Source organism: Bradyrhizobium sp. P2_E8 (genome assembly GCF_056403875.1).
The window spans coordinates 1-14,581 of the sequence record NZ_JBFUES010000070.1; the positions used below are offsets into that span (position 1 = coordinate 1).

General features: G+C 65.7%; 15 protein-coding genes. 13 read left to right on the forward strand and 2 right to left on the reverse strand.

What is annotated here, in order from left to right; genetic code table 11:
• The 11 genes from argS to surE form a co-directional block, all read left to right on the forward strand.
• On the forward strand, positions 1 to 1,783 hold a 1,783-nt coding region (gene argS / locus AC1D00_RS06250; RefSeq protein WP_477010063.1), incomplete at its 5' end, for an arginine--tRNA ligase.
• Positions 1,784 to 1,923: 140 nt separating this feature from the next.
• The gene (locus AC1D00_RS06255; protein WP_477010064.1) at positions 1,924 to 3,507 is read left to right on the forward strand and encodes an SPOR domain-containing protein; all 1,584 of its coding nucleotides are present in this window, start codon (positions 1,924 to 1,926) and stop codon (positions 3,505 to 3,507) included.
• Positions 3,508 to 3,553: 46 nt separating this feature from the next.
• Positions 3,554 to 4,582, forward strand: a complete 1,029-nt coding sequence (gene nagZ / locus AC1D00_RS06260) for a beta-N-acetylhexosaminidase (protein ID WP_477010065.1) — start codon at positions 3,554 to 3,556, stop codon at positions 4,580 to 4,582.
• A complete protein-coding gene (locus tag AC1D00_RS06265; RefSeq protein WP_404556587.1) occupies positions 4,579 to 5,418 on the forward strand; it encodes a segregation and condensation protein A in 840 nt (279 codons plus the stop codon). The genes nagZ and AC1D00_RS06265 overlap by 4 nt, the downstream gene beginning before the upstream one ends.
• Before the next feature lie 21 nt (positions 5,419 to 5,439).
• Positions 5,440 to 6,192, forward strand: coding sequence for an SMC-Scp complex subunit ScpB (scpB, locus tag AC1D00_RS06270; RefSeq protein WP_027546593.1), 753 nt, complete (start codon positions 5,440 to 5,442; stop codon positions 6,190 to 6,192).
• Positions 6,193 to 6,358: 166 nt separating this feature from the next.
• Positions 6,359 to 6,592 (forward strand): twin-arginine translocase TatA/TatE family subunit, encoded by a 234-nt coding sequence (locus AC1D00_RS06275; protein ID WP_011087519.1) that lies wholly within the window; start codon positions 6,359 to 6,361, stop codon positions 6,590 to 6,592.
• An 89-nt stretch (positions 6,593 to 6,681) separates the two neighbouring features.
• Positions 6,682 to 7,263: a Sec-independent protein translocase protein TatB gene (gene tatB / locus AC1D00_RS06280; protein ID WP_477010066.1), complete on the forward strand. Its 582-nt coding sequence runs from the start codon at positions 6,682 to 6,684 to the stop codon at positions 7,261 to 7,263.
• Complete coding sequence (gene tatC / locus AC1D00_RS06285) at positions 7,260 to 8,072, forward strand: twin-arginine translocase subunit TatC (protein ID WP_271568248.1); 813 nt, start codon at positions 7,260 to 7,262, stop codon at positions 8,070 to 8,072. The genes tatB and tatC overlap by 4 nt, the downstream gene beginning before the upstream one ends.
• Before the next feature lie 206 nt (positions 8,073 to 8,278).
• Complete coding sequence (serS, locus tag AC1D00_RS06290; RefSeq protein ID WP_027546596.1) at positions 8,279 to 9,610, forward strand: serine--tRNA ligase; 1,332 nt, start codon at positions 8,279 to 8,281, stop codon at positions 9,608 to 9,610.
• A gap of 94 nt (positions 9,611 to 9,704) precedes the next feature.
• On the forward strand, positions 9,705 to 10,067 hold the full coding sequence (locus tag AC1D00_RS06295) for a hypothetical protein (protein WP_477010067.1): 363 nt from the start codon (positions 9,705 to 9,707) through the stop codon (positions 10,065 to 10,067).
• A gap of 187 nt (positions 10,068 to 10,254) precedes the next feature.
• Positions 10,255 to 11,022, forward strand: a complete 768-nt coding sequence (gene surE / locus AC1D00_RS06300) for a 5'/3'-nucleotidase SurE (protein WP_027546598.1) — start codon at positions 10,255 to 10,257, stop codon at positions 11,020 to 11,022.
• A gap of 3 nt (positions 11,023 to 11,025) precedes the next feature.
• On the opposite strand, the gene AC1D00_RS06305 is transcribed toward surE, so the two are convergent.
• Positions 11,026 to 11,397: a response regulator gene (locus AC1D00_RS06305; RefSeq protein WP_027546599.1), complete on the reverse strand. Its 372-nt coding sequence runs from the start codon at positions 11,395 to 11,397 to the stop codon at positions 11,026 to 11,028.
• Between the two features lie 239 nt (positions 11,398 to 11,636).
• On the opposite strand from AC1D00_RS06305, the gene AC1D00_RS06310 reads away from it, so the two are divergent.
• On the forward strand, positions 11,637 to 12,287 hold the full coding sequence (locus AC1D00_RS06310; protein ID WP_027546600.1) for a protein-L-isoaspartate(D-aspartate) O-methyltransferase: 651 nt from the start codon (positions 11,637 to 11,639) through the stop codon (positions 12,285 to 12,287).
• Positions 12,288 to 12,396: 109 nt separating this feature from the next.
• Positions 12,397 to 13,788, forward strand: coding sequence for a peptidoglycan DD-metalloendopeptidase family protein (locus AC1D00_RS06315; protein ID WP_477010068.1), 1,392 nt, complete (start codon positions 12,397 to 12,399; stop codon positions 13,786 to 13,788).
• Here AC1D00_RS06315 and AC1D00_RS06320 read toward each other — a convergent pair.
• Positions 13,748 to 14,581, reverse strand: an 834-nt coding sequence (locus AC1D00_RS06320; RefSeq protein WP_477010069.1) for a helix-turn-helix transcriptional regulator, incomplete at its 5' end; no start/stop codon positions are given. The genes AC1D00_RS06315 and AC1D00_RS06320 overlap by 41 nt on opposite strands.

A 14,581-nucleotide genomic window follows, 5' to 3' on the forward strand; every position in this document is an offset into this window, starting at 1 on the left:
CACATCCTCATCCCTGCACCTGTTCGCTGACGTGCTCGCACGCGTGCACGCCGCCTGCCGCGCGCTCGCGGCGGATGCCAGCTGGCCCGAGGGCATCGATTTCTCGCGCGTGGTGGTCGAGCCGCCGCGCGATGCCTCCCATGGCGACATGGCGACCAACGCCGCCATGGTGCTTGCGAAAGAGGCAAAGGCAAAGCCCCGCGATCTCGCCGAGCAGATCGCCGCGCGGCTGCGGGCCGACGCGCTGATCGCCAAGGTCGACGTCGCCGGCCCCGGCTTCATCAACCTGACGCTGAAGCCCGCCGCCTGGGCCGAGGCGCTGCGCACGGTGCTGCGCGAGGGCGCCGATTACGGTCGCGTCCGCGGTGGCTCCAAGGTCAATGTCGAATATGTCTCGGCTAATCCGACCGGGCCGATGCATGTCGGCCATTGCCGCGGCGCCGTGTTCGGCGACGCGCTGGCGAGCCTGCTCCAGTTCGGCGGCCACGACGTCACCCGCGAATACTACATCAACGATGCCGGCGCCCAGGTCGACGTGCTCGCGCGTTCCGCCTTCCTGAGGTACCGCGAGGCGCTGGGCGAGGATATCGGCGCCATTCCGGAAGGCCTCTATCCGGGCGACTATCTAAAGCCGGTCGGACAGGCGCTGGCGAAGGAGCATGGCGACAAGTTGCGCACGATGACGGAAGCTGAATGGCTTCCGACCGTGCGTGCCAAGGCGATCGCGATGATGATGGACGAGATCAAGGACGATCTCGCCGCCCTCAATATCCGCCACGACGTGTTCTTCTCGGAACGCTCGCTGATCGAGAACGGCAACAACAAGGTCGCCGAGACCATCGACTTCCTGCGCGCCAAGGGCGACATCTACGAAGGCCGCCTGCCGCCGCCGAAGGGGGCGCCGGTCGAGGACTGGGAAGACCGCGAGCAACTGCTGTTCAAGGCGACCGCCTATGGCGACGACGTCGATCGCCCGCTGATCAAGTCGGACAATTCCTACACCTATTTCGCCTCCGACATCGCCTACCACAAGAACAAGTTCGACCGCGGCTTCGCCGAGATGATCGACGTCTGGGGCGCCGACCATGGCGGCTACATCAAGCGCATGCAGGCGGCGGTGAAGGCGACGACCTCCGGCAAGGGCGCGCTCGACGTCAAGATCGTCCAGCTCGTGAAGTTGCTGCGCAACGGCGAGCCGGTGAAAATGTCGAAGCGGAGCGGGGACTTCGTCACCTTGCGTGAGGTGGTGGATGAAGTCGGCCAGGACGCCGTCCGCTTCATGATGCTCTACCGCAAGAACGACGCGGTGCTCGACTTCGACCTCGCCAAGGTCATGGAACAGTCGCGCGACAACCCGGTCTTCTACGTCCAGTACGGCCACGCCCGCGGCCACTCGATCTTCCGCAACGCGCGGGCCGAGGTGTTCCCGGACCTGCCGGATGATACCGCCAAGCGCATCGCCTGGCTCGGCGAGTCGGCGGTGGAACGGCTGTCGGACCCCGTGGAGCTCGACCTTCTCAAGCGCCTCGCAATTTATCCGCGCATGCTGGAAGCCGCCGCCGCGGCCCATGAGCCGCACCGGATTGCCTTTTATCTCTATGACTTAGCGAGCGAATTTCACGCACTTTGGACGAAGGGGCGCGATTTGCCCTATTTACGCTTCATTATCAATAATGATGCAGATCTAACAAAGGCGCGACTGGCCATGGTCCAGGGCGTCGTCTCGGTCCTGGCATCGGGCCTCGCCATCCTCGGCGTCCATGCCCCGGACGAGATGCGGTAGTTTGGGGCGAACTACTTAAGGGGATTGTGGGGGTAACCGGCAGAAGCCGGACCGCTGAGACTTGGTTGACAGCCTTGTGGGTCGAAAGCCGTGCCTTGRTCGAGGGGCGCGCGGCTTTCCCGAAGGGACGCATCATCACGATGGCCGAACGATATCAGGACAGACCGTTTCCTTCCGATGACTATGGTCGCGGCGGCGATCAGCATGGGAAGGCGGAAAATGATCCCTTGGCCGAGCTCGCCCGTCTGATCGGGCAGACCGATCCGTTTGCAGCGCAGGGGCGGCCCGCTGCGCGCCCGCCGGCAGCGCCGGCGCCCGCCCAAAGCCATCAGCAGGGCTATCAGGAAGACGATTATCGCCAGGACGAGTACCAGCAGGACTACGCCGAGCAGGCCCCGTCGGCTCCGCCCGGGCCGCCCTCATGGATGCGGCGCGCCAACGTGCAGCCGCAGCCGGCACCCGCGCCGGAGCCCGACTATCCCGTCTCGGTAAACGCGGTTCATCCGTTGCATCGCTATTCAGCTCAGCCGACCGCGCCCGAGCCTGATTTCCATCAGCCGCAGGCCTATCAGGATCACGCCTATCAGGATCAGCCTTATCAGGCTCAGGCTTATCAGCAGGATCAGGCCTATCAGGAGCCATACACCCAGCCCGATCCGTCGCGCTACGACGATGCGCTTTACGGCAAGCTGGAGGCGGGCGAGCAGGACTATCAGCGCGATCCGGCCTATCCGGACGATCCCTACGCATTCCAGAGCGACTATCCCGAGGCCGATCTCGACGAGCCGAAGAAGCAGCGCGGCGGCATGATGACGGTCGCGGCGATCTTGGCGCTTGCCGTGGTCGGGACCGGCGCGGCCTTCGCCTACAAGACCTATGTCGGTTCGCCCCGCAGCGGCGAGCCGCCGATCATCAAGGCCGACAACACGCCGACCAAGATCGTGCCCGCGCCAACGGATTCCGCGGCCAAGGTGCCGGATCGCATGGTCGTCGGCGATGGCACCGAGAAGATCGTGCCGCGCGAGGAAGCGCCTGTCGACGTCAACGCCAAGGCGGGGGGGCCCCGCGTGGTGTTCCCGCCGCTGAACCCGAATGCGAATCCGCCGCCGGTGGCGAGCGTCTCGCCGTCCACGATCCCGCCGTCGAGCGCGGGTCCGATTCCGAGCAACGGCACGCTGCCGAACAATTCGCCGCGCGCGATCCGGACTGTGGCCGTAAGGGGCGATCAGACCGATAGCGCCGCGCCGCAATCGGCCGCTGCCGCCAGGCCGGCAACTGCAACTCCGCCGAAGCCGGTCGCCGCTCCGGCTGCACCGGCCGCGCCGCGCACGCCGCCGACCTCGGCCAATGCCAGCGCCAACCAGCCGCTCTCGCTGACGCCGCAATCGGCGCCAGCGGCAGAGCCGCCGCCGCAGCGGATGGCGGCGACCAACCCGACGCAGATCGCGCCCGCCAGCAGTGGTGGTGGCGGCTACGTTGTGCAGGTCTCCTCGCAGCAGACCGAGGACAGCGCCGCCGCGTCGTACCGGGTGCTTCAGAGCAAATATGGCAGCGTGCTCGGATCGCGCTCGCCGGTGATCAAGCGGGTCGATCTCACCGACAAGGGCAAGGGAATCGTCTATCGCGCCTTCGCCGGGCCCTATGGCTCGGCCGAGGAAGCGACGCAGGCTTGCAACAGCCTCAAGTCCGCTGGCCTGTCGGCCTGCTTCGTCCAGAGGAATTAACGGCCGATTCCTTGACCCCCTCGCGGGGCAGGGTTAATCGGCCCTTATGAGCACGCGGGCCTTCATTACCGGCGTATCCGGAACGGAACTGACCGCCGCCGAGCGGGAGTTTATCCGTGCTGAGCGCCCATGGGGCTTCATCCTCTTCAAGCGCAACATCGCGACGCCGGCTCAAGTTGCTGCATTGGTTGCAGAATTGCGAGTGGTTGCGAACGCGCCCGACGCTCCCGTCCTGATCGATCAGGAGGGCGGACGGGTGCAGCGACTGGGCCCGCCGCACTGGCCGGTCTATCCGCCGGGCTCCGTATTCGCGAATCTGTACGACCGTGATTCGGCGCTCGGGCTCACCGCGGCGCGCCTCAGTGCGCGGCTGATCGCGGCCGATCTCGCCGACCTCGGCATTAACGTGGATTGCTTGCCGCTGGCTGACGTGCCGGTGCCGGGCGCCGATGCCGTCATCGGGAACCGGGCCTATGGCACCGAACCCGGCAAGGTCGCAGCGATCGCGCGCGCGGTGACCGAGGGCCTGGAGCAGGGCGGCGTGCTGCCGGTCCTCAAGCACATTCCCGGCCATGGCCGCGCCACCGCCGATACCCATTTCAAGCTGCCGACCGTCGACACGCCCGGAGATGAACTGGAGCGGACCGATTTCGCGGCGTTCAAGCCGCTGGCGAACCTGCCGATGGCCATGACTGCACATGTTGTGTTTAGCGCGGTCGACCCCGCCCATCCGGCGACGACATCTGCGACAATGATTGCTCAGGTGATTCGCGGCGCAATCGGGTTCCAGGGTTTGTTAATGAGTGATGACGTGTCGATGAACGCGCTGGCGGGAAGCATCGCCGATCGGACGCGCGCCCTCTTCGCGGCCGGCTGCGACATTGCTCTGCATTGCAACGGCAACATCGAGGAGATGCGCGAGGTCGCCGGCCAGACGCCTGAACTGTCCGGCAAGGCGCTGGAGCGGGCGACAGCCGCGCTCGCAGCGCGCAAGGCGCCGCAGCCATTCGACCGGGCGGCCGCACGCACTGAGCTGGACGCATTGATCGCACGGGCAAACACGGCATCGGCATGACCGCAGAAATCCTATCGTTTGAAACCGGGCGGCCTGCAGAGCTCGCCGAGGGTGAGCCGGCGTTGGTGGTGGACGTCGAGGGCTATGAAGGCCCGCTCGACCTCCTGCTCGCGTTGGCGCGGCAGCAGAAGGTCGATCTCGCCAAGATCTCGATCCTGGCGCTGGCCGACCAGTATCTCCACTTCATCGAAGCCGCGCGAAAGATCCGGCTGGAGCTTGCTGCCGATTATCTCGTGATGGCGGCGTGGCTCGCTTTCCTGAAGTCGCGCCTGCTGCTGCCGGAGCCGCCGAGCGCGGAAGGCCCGAGCGCCGAAGAGATGGCGACCGCGCTTGCCAACCGTCTGCGCCGGCTGGAAGCCATTCGCGAAGCCGCCAACCGGTTGATGAACCGGCCGCAATTGCAGCGCGATATCTTCCCGCGCGGCGAGCCCGAACAGATCGCCGAGATCAGGCATCCGAAATACACCGCGACGCTGTACGACCTGCTCACCGCCTATGCCGCACAGCGCCAGTCGCGTGTGCTGGCGAGCGTGCATCTGGCCAAGCGTACGGTGTGGTCGCTCGCCGAGGCGCGCGCCACGCTGGAGCGGCTGGTCGGCAGCATCACCGAGCAAGATGACTGGGGCGTGCTCGACGACTTCCTGATCCGGCACGTCGCCGATCCGACGCAGCGGGCGACGGTGTTCGCCTCGAGCTTCGCCGCCGCGCTGGAATTGGTGCGGGAAGGTCAGCTCGAGCTGAACCAGAAAGAGGCGTTCGCGCCCATCTATTTCCGGAAGGGGCGCCCCAAACCGGTCCCTGACGGAGCTCCTGCGCCCGATGCGCCGGTCGCTTAAGTGCAAGAAGGAGAATCTGCCATGGCAAGCCTGGCTGAAGTGCGGGTAGACGAGGCCGAGCCGATGGAGAACGAATCCCAGGCACGTCCTGAAGAATTGCGGCTGCTGGAAGCGCTGCTGTTTGCGTCGAGTGAGCCGCTGGATACCGCGACGCTGGCCAAGCGGATGCCTGATGGCGTGGACGTCAAGGCCGCGCTCGAGCAGTTGCAGGCCGATTATGCCTTGCGCGGCGTGAACCTCGTGCGCGTCGCCAACAAATGGACCTTCCGCACCGCCGGCGATCTCGCCTGGCTGATGACGCGGGAGAGCACCGAGACCCGCCGCCTGTCGCGCGCGGCGATCGAGGTGCTGGCGATCATCGCCTATCACCAGCCGGTGACGCGCGCCGAGATCGAGGAGATCCGCGGCGTCGTCACCTCGAAGGGCACGCTCGACGTGCTGCTGGAGACCGGCTGGATCAAGCCGCGTGGCCGGCGCAAGACGCCCGGCCGTCCCCTGACCTTCGGAACCACCGAGGACTTCCTGTCGCAATTCACCCTGGAACAGCTGGGTGATCTGCCGGGCCTGGAAGAGCTGAAAGGCACGGGCCTGCTGGATTCGCGCCTGCCGACCGGATTCAGCGTGCCGACGCCGTCCGATGACCCGCAATTGCGCGAGGACGAGGATCCGCTGGAACCGGGCGAGGACCTCGATCTCGCGCTGGCACCTGCGGTCGAGCCGGAGGCGCCGGAAGGCGGCAATGAGGGTGGCGGCGAGGGCGGCAGCGAGGACTGACGTCCCGTCCTGCTACCGGCCCCTGCGACCGGTTACCACTAGCAAGATTACGTAGCGCCAACAGCGAATTGGCGCTGCCTTGGTCCTTGTTTTTGAGGCCTGCGAAGCCTACGTTCCGGTGAAGATCGGCCGGGTCCCCGGCCATGCGCGTTTGGAGGGTTGCAGGATGGGTTCACTCAGCATTTGGCACTGGATCTTGGTGATCGCAGTGGTCCTGCTGCTGTTCGGCCGCGGCAAGATTTCGGATCTGATGGGCGACGTGGCGCAGGGCATCAAGGCGTTCAAGAAGGGCATGCAGGACGACGACAAGCCTGCTGACAAGCCTGAGCCGGCCAAGTCCATCGAGCACAATGCCGCCCCGACCGCGGCACGCTCCGACGTCGGCAGCAAGGCCGTCTGAACCAGAGAGCACGCGAGACGCGGGTAGCGGCCCCCGATCCTGCGCGCGAGGGATTGGGCCGGTTGCGGCTGGCGTGAACGGAAGACCTCATGTTCGACATCGGGTGGAGTGAACTGGTCCTGATCGGGGTCGTAGCCCTGATCGCCATCGGCCCGAAAGAGCTGCCGGGCGTGCTGCGCATGGTCGGACAGTGGATGGGCAAGGCCCGCAAGATGGCCGCCGAATTCCAGGGCCAGTTCCAGGAAGCGATGCGCGAGGCCGAGATGGCCGACCTCAAGAAGAGCTTCGACGAGGTCAAGGAAGCCGCCACAGGCTTCAATCCGCTGAGCTCGCTCCAGAAGGACGTCAGCGACGCGCTCCGCGTCGACGCGCTCGACAAGCCGGCCGAGGCGTCCTCAACGACCGCCGTCGAARCGCCCGCGACTTCAAGTGAAGCGCTGGCGACTTCAAGTGAAGCGCCGACGACTTCAAGCGAAGCGCTGGCGATCTCAAGTGAGGCGCCGACGACTCCAATAACCCCGGAACCCCCGACACCGGAAACCTTCGTGGAAGCCGAAGCGCATGCAGCGGTGAACGAGCCGCTCGCCATCACCCGTGAGGTCGAGCAGGCGCCGGTCGTTGCGCAGGACACCGCGCCATCCGAAGCGATCAAGGACGCCAAAGCGTCATGAGCGACGCCGATATCGAGGCCAGCAAAGCCCCGCTGATGGACCATTTGATCGAGCTGCGCTCGCGGCTGATCAAGGCGCTGCTCGGCTTCGGCGTGGCCTTCATCTTCTGCTTCTTCTTCGCCAAGCAGATCTACAACGTGCTGGTCTGGCCGTTCGTGTGGGTCGCAGGTCCCGAGAACTCGAAATTCATCTACACGGCGCTGCTGGAGTATTTCATCACGCAGCTCAAGCTCGCGCTGTTCGGCGCCGGCTTCATCTCGTTCCCGATCGTCGCGACGCAGATCTACAAGTTCGTCGCGCCCGGGCTTTACAAGCACGAGAAGCAGGCCTTCCTGCCGTATCTGGTCGCGACCCCGTTCTTCTTCGTGCTGGGCGCGGCGCTGGTCTATTTCGTCGTGCTGCCGATGCTGGTCCGATTCTCGCTCGGCATGCAGCAGGCCGGCAGCGACGAGACCGCCCAGATCCAGCTCCTGCCCAAGGTCGGCGAATATCTGTCGCTGATGATGTCGCTGATCTTCGCCTTCGGCATCGCCTTCCAGCTTCCGGTGATCCTGACGCTGCTCGGTCGCATCGGCATCGTCACCTCGAAGATGCTGCGCGAGAAGCGCCGCTATTTCATCGTGATCGCCTTCGTGATCGCGGCCGTGCTGACCCCGCCCGATGTGCTCAGTCAGTGCTCGCTCGCGATCCCCTTGCTGGCGCTCTACGAGGGCTCGATCATCGCGGTGGCGATGGTGGAGAAGAAGGCGGCGGCGTCGCAAGCCGCGACCGGCACCGACGTATCGACGCCGGCGAACCCGGCCGAATAGGGACTCGGCGTCATTCCCCGCCTTGTGCGCAATTGCGCACTGGAGCGGGGAATCCAGTACGCTGCAGCCTATCGGGGAATCGCTGCCGTCCTGGAATACTGGATCATCCGCCTTCGCGGATGATGACAGCCGTGCTAGGAGACGCGCTATTGCAAACCTACAACGTTCGCTGTTGTAGGTTTACGCGCTGATCCAGGACCACGGCCATGCACGACATCAAATCGATCCGCGACAATCCGCAAGCCTTCGACGCCGGTCTCGCCCGGCGTGGCCTGAAGCCGTTGTCGGCGTCGCTGCTGGCGATCGACGAGAAGCGGCGCGCGGCGATCCTGGCCTCCGAGCAGGCGCAGGCGCGGCGCAATGCGGCTTCCAAGGAAATCGGCGACGCCAAGAAGGCCAAGGACGAGGCGCGCGCGGCCAAGCTGATGGCCGAGGTCGCCGAGCTCAAGACCACGATGCCTGAGCTCGAAGCCGTTGCGAAAGCCGCAGACGAGGAGCTTGCCACGGCGCTGTCGGCGATCCCCAATCTGCCGCTCGGCGAAGTGCCCGACGGAGTCGACGAGCACGGCAATGTGCAACGCCATGTCTTCGGCAACCGGCGCAACTACGCGTTTGCGCCCAAACCCCATGATGATCTCGGCGGCGCGCTCGGTGACATGGATTTCGAGACGGCGGCAAAGCTCTCCGGCGCGCGCTTCGTCGTGCTGAAGAAGGGGCTGGCGCGGCTCGAACGCGCGCTCGGCCAGTTCATGCTGAATCTGCACATCGACGAGCACGGCTATACCGAGATCAATCCGCCGCTGCTGGTCCGCAACGAGATCATGTTCGGCACGGGACAATTGCCGAAATTCGAGGACGACCAGTTCTGGGCGATCAAGGGCGAATTGCTCGCCGCACCCGATCTGGAGCGGCTGCGGACCGAGCGTCTCGGCATCATTCCGACAGCGGAGGTGGCGCTCACCAACCTCGTCCGAGAATCCATCCTCGATGAGAAGCAGCTGCCGATGCGGTTGACTGCGCTGACGCCGTGTTTTCGCGCGGAGGCGGGCGCCGCAGGGCGTGATACCCGAGGCATGATCCGCCAGCACCAGTTCACCAAGGTCGAGCTGGTGTCGATCACGACGCCGGAGACCAGCAAGGACGAGCACGAGCGGATGCTGGCATGCGCCGAGGAAGTGCTGCGCCGGCTCGATCTGCATTACCGCGTAATGACGCTGTGCACCGGAGACATGGGCTTCTCGTCGCAAAAAACCTATGACATCGAGGTCTGGATGCCCGGGCAGGGCGAGGGCGGCGCGTTCCGCGAGATCTCGAGCTGCTCCGTGTGCGGTGACTTCCAGGCCCGCCGCATGGACGCCCGCTCGCGCGGTCCGGACGGCAAGCCACGATTCGTGCACACGCTGAACGGCTCCGGCACCGCGCTTGGCCGCGCGCTGATCGCCGTGATGGAGACCTATCAGCAGGAGGACGGCTCGATCGCCGTCCCCAGCGTGCTCCAGCCTTACATGGGCGGCCTGAAGGTGATCTCGCGCGACTGAGGCGTATTGCTCGCTGAAACGCAGAAACGTTTGGTTGCGAAGATCAGGCGGCCGGTTATCCTGACGGCCACCCGTCAATGCGAACTCACCGTTCATGGCCTTGCACCGCGATATCTTCTGGATCGGCAGACAATGGGCAGTGACAGGTACCGGCATCCAGGCCGTCGACCAGCGCCTGCGCGGCGTGCTCGACATCGACATCGCGCGGCTCTGGGACGAGGATCTCGTGCAGAGCCGGCGAGCCAAGCCCGGCGTAAATGCTGCGGATTTCGACAAGGCGCTGACGGTGGCACGCGAGCGTTTTCCGCAGACGCCAGCGTCGGATCCGATCGATGCACAGCTGGAGGCGCTCGGCGTGGTCGAGACTCCTGTCGTCAGTCCGGTCGTACCGGCGATGAAGCTGCGTGCCGAAGGCAGGCTCGCACGCTTCCTGCCGCAATGGCGCATCCGTTGCTAGTCGAATACGGCGTCGGGCTCGAATAGGTCGGCGTCATCCGGAAGCAAGCCCCGGGAACCGATTTCGGCCGGTTGCTGCGCCGCGGCAACGAGCGGAATCACAGACGAGACCTGCGCGGCGACCGGTTTGCCTGATCGGTCGCAGCCGGATAAGACGGCTCAGACCCCTTCAGGAATCGACCTTTCGCATGCGCATTCTCTGCACCAATGACGACGGCATTCACGCTCCCGGCCTCAAGGTCGTGGAGGAGATCGCACGGGCGTTGTCCGACGACGTCTGGGTGGTGGCGCCCGAGCTCGACCAGTCCGGCGTGTCACATTCGCTGTCGCTGAACGATCCCTTGCGCCTGCGCGAGGTCGGGCCGCGGCACTTCGCCGTGCGCGGCACCCCGACCGACTGCGTCATCATGGGCGCGCGCCATATCCTCGGCACCAAGCCGCCAGATCTCGTGCTGTCGGGCGTCAACAAGGGCCGCAACGTCGCCGAGGACGTGGTCTATTCCGGCACCATCGCCGGCGCGCTGGAGGGCACCATCCTGGGGTTGCCGTCGTTCGCGCTGTCGCAGGAGTTCAGCGTCGAGACCCGCGAGCGGCCGCCGTGGGACACCGCGCTCAAGTTCGGCCCCGACATCCTGCGCAAGGTGATGGCCGCCGGCATCCCGAAGGACACCGTCATCAACGTCAACTTCCCGTCCTGCGCGCCGGAGGACGTGCTCGGCATTCGCGTCACCCGCCAGGGCAAGCGCAATCTCGGCTTCCTCAGGATCGACGAGCGCAGGGACGGCCGCAACAATCCCTATTTCTGGATCGGCTTCGAGCGCGCCGCGATGATGGATACGCCCGCCGAGGGCACTGATCTGGCGGCGCTGCGCGAGCGCTACGTCTCGGTCACGCCGCTCAGGCTCGACCGGACCAACGAAGCGTTTTCCGAAGCGCTGGGTGCGGCCCTGAAGTAGCGGCTAGCCGCCGCGAAGGGCGGCCTCGATGGTCTTGCCGAGCGCGTCGAGCTGGAACGGCTTCTGGAGCGCCGGCCGGTCGCGATACTGCTCGGGCAGGCCGGAGGAGCCGTAGCCGGTGGCGAAGATGAACGGGCAGCCCTTGGCCTTGATCAGGTCGGCGACCGGGGAGATCACCTTGCCGTTGACGTTGACGTCGAGGATGGCGATGTCGAACTGGGTTGCTTCGGCGAGCCGCATTGCTTCGGGGATATCGCCGGCTTCAGCTGCGATCTTGTAGCCGAGTTCTTCCAGCATGTCCGCGACCATCATCCTGATCATCACCTCGTCTTCGACGAGGAATACAGAGCGGCCGGAAAGCCCTGTCGCGGTCATTGTCGGTGAGTCCTTGCCCATTCCAGAAAACGTTCGCAGATAACGTGAATCGACGCAATGCGCGTTTCGGCGAACGGACACCTGAAAATGGCCTTCGCGGCCAATCCGCTGCAAGCCAATTTGTGGTCAAATACCTCAGCGAAAGGCTATCATGAGTTCCTGAGCAGGAACAAGATTCCCGCCGCAGCCTTGAGCTCCGCAAGCGACGATCCGGACCTGACGAGACAACACTGGCAGCAATGACGTCCCACCAGCACCCGCACGAAAAGATGATGTTTCAGCTCACGCTGAGGCGTCGGGGCATCAGCGATCAGGCGGTGCTGCGAACCATGGAGGAGGTGCCGCGCGAGCTGTTCGTCGACGAGGCCGATCGCGAGGGGGCCTATCGTGACAGCGCGCTGCCGATCGCGTGCGGGCAGACCATCAGCCAGCCCTTTGTCGTCGCCTACATGACCGAGCAACTCCAGCTCCAGAAGCGGCACCGCGTGCTCGAGATCGGCGCGGGCTCCGGCTATCAGGCCGCCGTGCTGTCGCGGCTCGCAGGCCAGGTGCTGACGGTCGAGCGCTATCGCAAGCTTGCGGACGCCGCACGCGCCAGGCTTGAGAAGCTCGACTATCACAATGTCGAGGTGATGCTGGGCGACGGTCTCAACCTGCCTGCCAACATCGGCCCGTTCGACCGCATCATCGTCACCGCCGCGATGGAGCAGATTCCGGAGAACCTGGTCGAGCGGCTCGAGGTCGGCGGCATCCTGATCGCGCCCGTCGGGCCGCATCAGGGGGTGCAGACGCTGATCCGTCTGACCCGCAGCCCGAACGGGATCGACCGCAAGGAACTCGTGGAGGTCCGTTTCGTGCCGGCGCTGCCCGGCGTGGCGCGGGAGCTGTAGATTTCCGGATTGGCTGTGCTGCCAACATCTTATTGGGAGGGTTAAGCCGTTATTTACTCGGCGCGTGTTTACTTAAAAGACCAGTTCTGTTGCGTACGAGTGAGTAACCATGTCTGTCGTCGCCGAGTTGCTTTACTCGCGCCGCGTACCGCAGGTCGCGGTGCTGGCGCTGATCTCCGTTAGCTTCGCAGGGTGCAGCGCCGACATGTCGTCGCGGCTGTCCCAGTCGAACTTCTCCAATCCCTTCTCGACTGAATCGACCGGTTCGGTGCAGCAGGCGCCGCCACCGCAGCGTGAGCTGCCGCAATATTCTCGGCCGCAGACGCAGCCCGGTTATTATCAGTCGCAGCCCTTGCCGCCGCCCGCGGTGTCCGCGCCGCAATCCTATCCCGTTGCGGCGGGTGGCGGGGTGTCCGGTGGCGGGCGTGGCGTCGGCTCCTACGCGCCCCCGGCGCAGCCGCGTCTGGAGACCACGGCCACCGTGCCGTCGCGCTCGGTCGCGGCCGCCCAGCCGGCCGGTGGGACCAAGATCATCGTCGGCACCAGCGACACGCTCGACGTGCTCGCCAAGCGCTATCACGTCACGCCGCAGGCGATCCTCGCCGCCAACGGCTACAAGGGTCCGCGCACGCTCTCGCCCGGCCAGCAGCTGATCATCCCGCATCCGGGCGCGACCGCGGCTGCACCTGCGCCGGCTCCCGTCGCAGCGGCTCCCGCGATGGCGCCGGCAGCCAAGCCGGTTGCCGCCGTTGCCGCGCCGCCGAGCACGCACTTCGTCAACCACGGCGACACGCTCGCCAGCATCGCCCGCAAGAACCATATCTCGGCGGCTGAGCTGGCCCGCGCCAACGGCCTCGATCCGTCCGCCAAGCTCAAGCTCGGAACCAGGCTGACCGTGCCGGGTGCAAAGACCGCCGCTGTCGCAGCGCCAGTTGCAGCTGCGCCGGTCGCGGCTGCTCCGGTTGCAGGTACGTTGCAGCCCGTCGCGGCCGCTCCGGCGCCCGCGATGAAGATGGCGGCCGCCGCGCCGGTGCAGAGCGCGCGCCTGGCCCAGGCCACGGCCAATGTCGAAGAGAAGCCCGCCGAGACGCCGGCGAAGGCGGTGGAGGCCACCGGCGCGCTGCCGACCTTCCGTTGGCCGGTGCGCGGCAAGGTGGTCACGAGCTACGGCGCCAAGACCAACGGCAAGTCCAATGACGGCATCAATCTCGCGGTGCCCGAGGGTACGCCGGTCAAGGCGGCTGAAGACGGCGTCGTCGCTTATTCCGGCAACGAGCTGAAAGGTTACGGCAATCTGGTCCTGGTTCGGCACTCCAACGGCTACGTCACCGCATATGCCCATGCGAGTGAGCTGTTGGTGAAGCGCGGCGATACCATCAAGCGCGGTCAGGTCATTGCCAAGTCGGGTCAATCCGGGGAGGTGGCGTCGCCGCAGCTCCACTTCGAGATCCGTAAAGGATCTAATCCGGTTGACCCGCTTCAATTCCTGAACGGGGCGTGAGCGGGGAAGCCGCAACGCCGGATCGTTGAAGGTCGGCAAAGCGCGACGGTGGGCAACCCACCGATCGCGCGAATGCCGTGCTGAACGCGCTTGTGGACTGATAGCCGCATTCGAACGCCACTTCCGCCAAGCGCGCTTCGCCTGCGCGCAGCATGTCCTTTGCGATCGCCATCCGCCATTCCGTGAGATAGTCGATGGGCGCAAGCCCAACGATGCGGGCAAAGCGATCGGCAAACACCGAGCGCGACATGCCGGCGATGTCAGCCAGTTGCGCAACGGTCCAGCTCCGCTTCACCTCGGCATGAACCGCGTTCAGCGCCAGCGCGAGCCGGGGATCGGCGAGGCCGGCGAGCAGACCGGGCCGCATCTCTGAGGTCCAGGACCCATCGTTCCGGATCACCTCGACCAGCAGCAGTTCGAGCAACCGGTCGAGTGCGAGTGCACGTCCCGGCCGCTGCGACCGGGCTTCATAGGCAATGGCATCGAGCACGCCTTGCAATCGCGCGGCAGCGGGATCCGCGGCGTTGATGGCAACGATGTCGGGCAGCACGCGGCGGCCGAGCGCGATGTTGGTGTCGTCGAAGCGGAAGTGACCGCCGAGCAACCGGAGCAGGGGGCCAGCATCGTTCGTGCCGACCTGGTGAGCGTGGAAGTCGGTCGGCGTGTTCGGCCTCGTAAAGTCCACCGGCGCGACATCAGCACCGGTCTGCAAGCTCCAGACAGGCGGGGCGGCAAGAAAGACGAAATCGCCATCGCTGAGCTCGCGCTGGTCCCGGCCGGGATAGCCAACAGT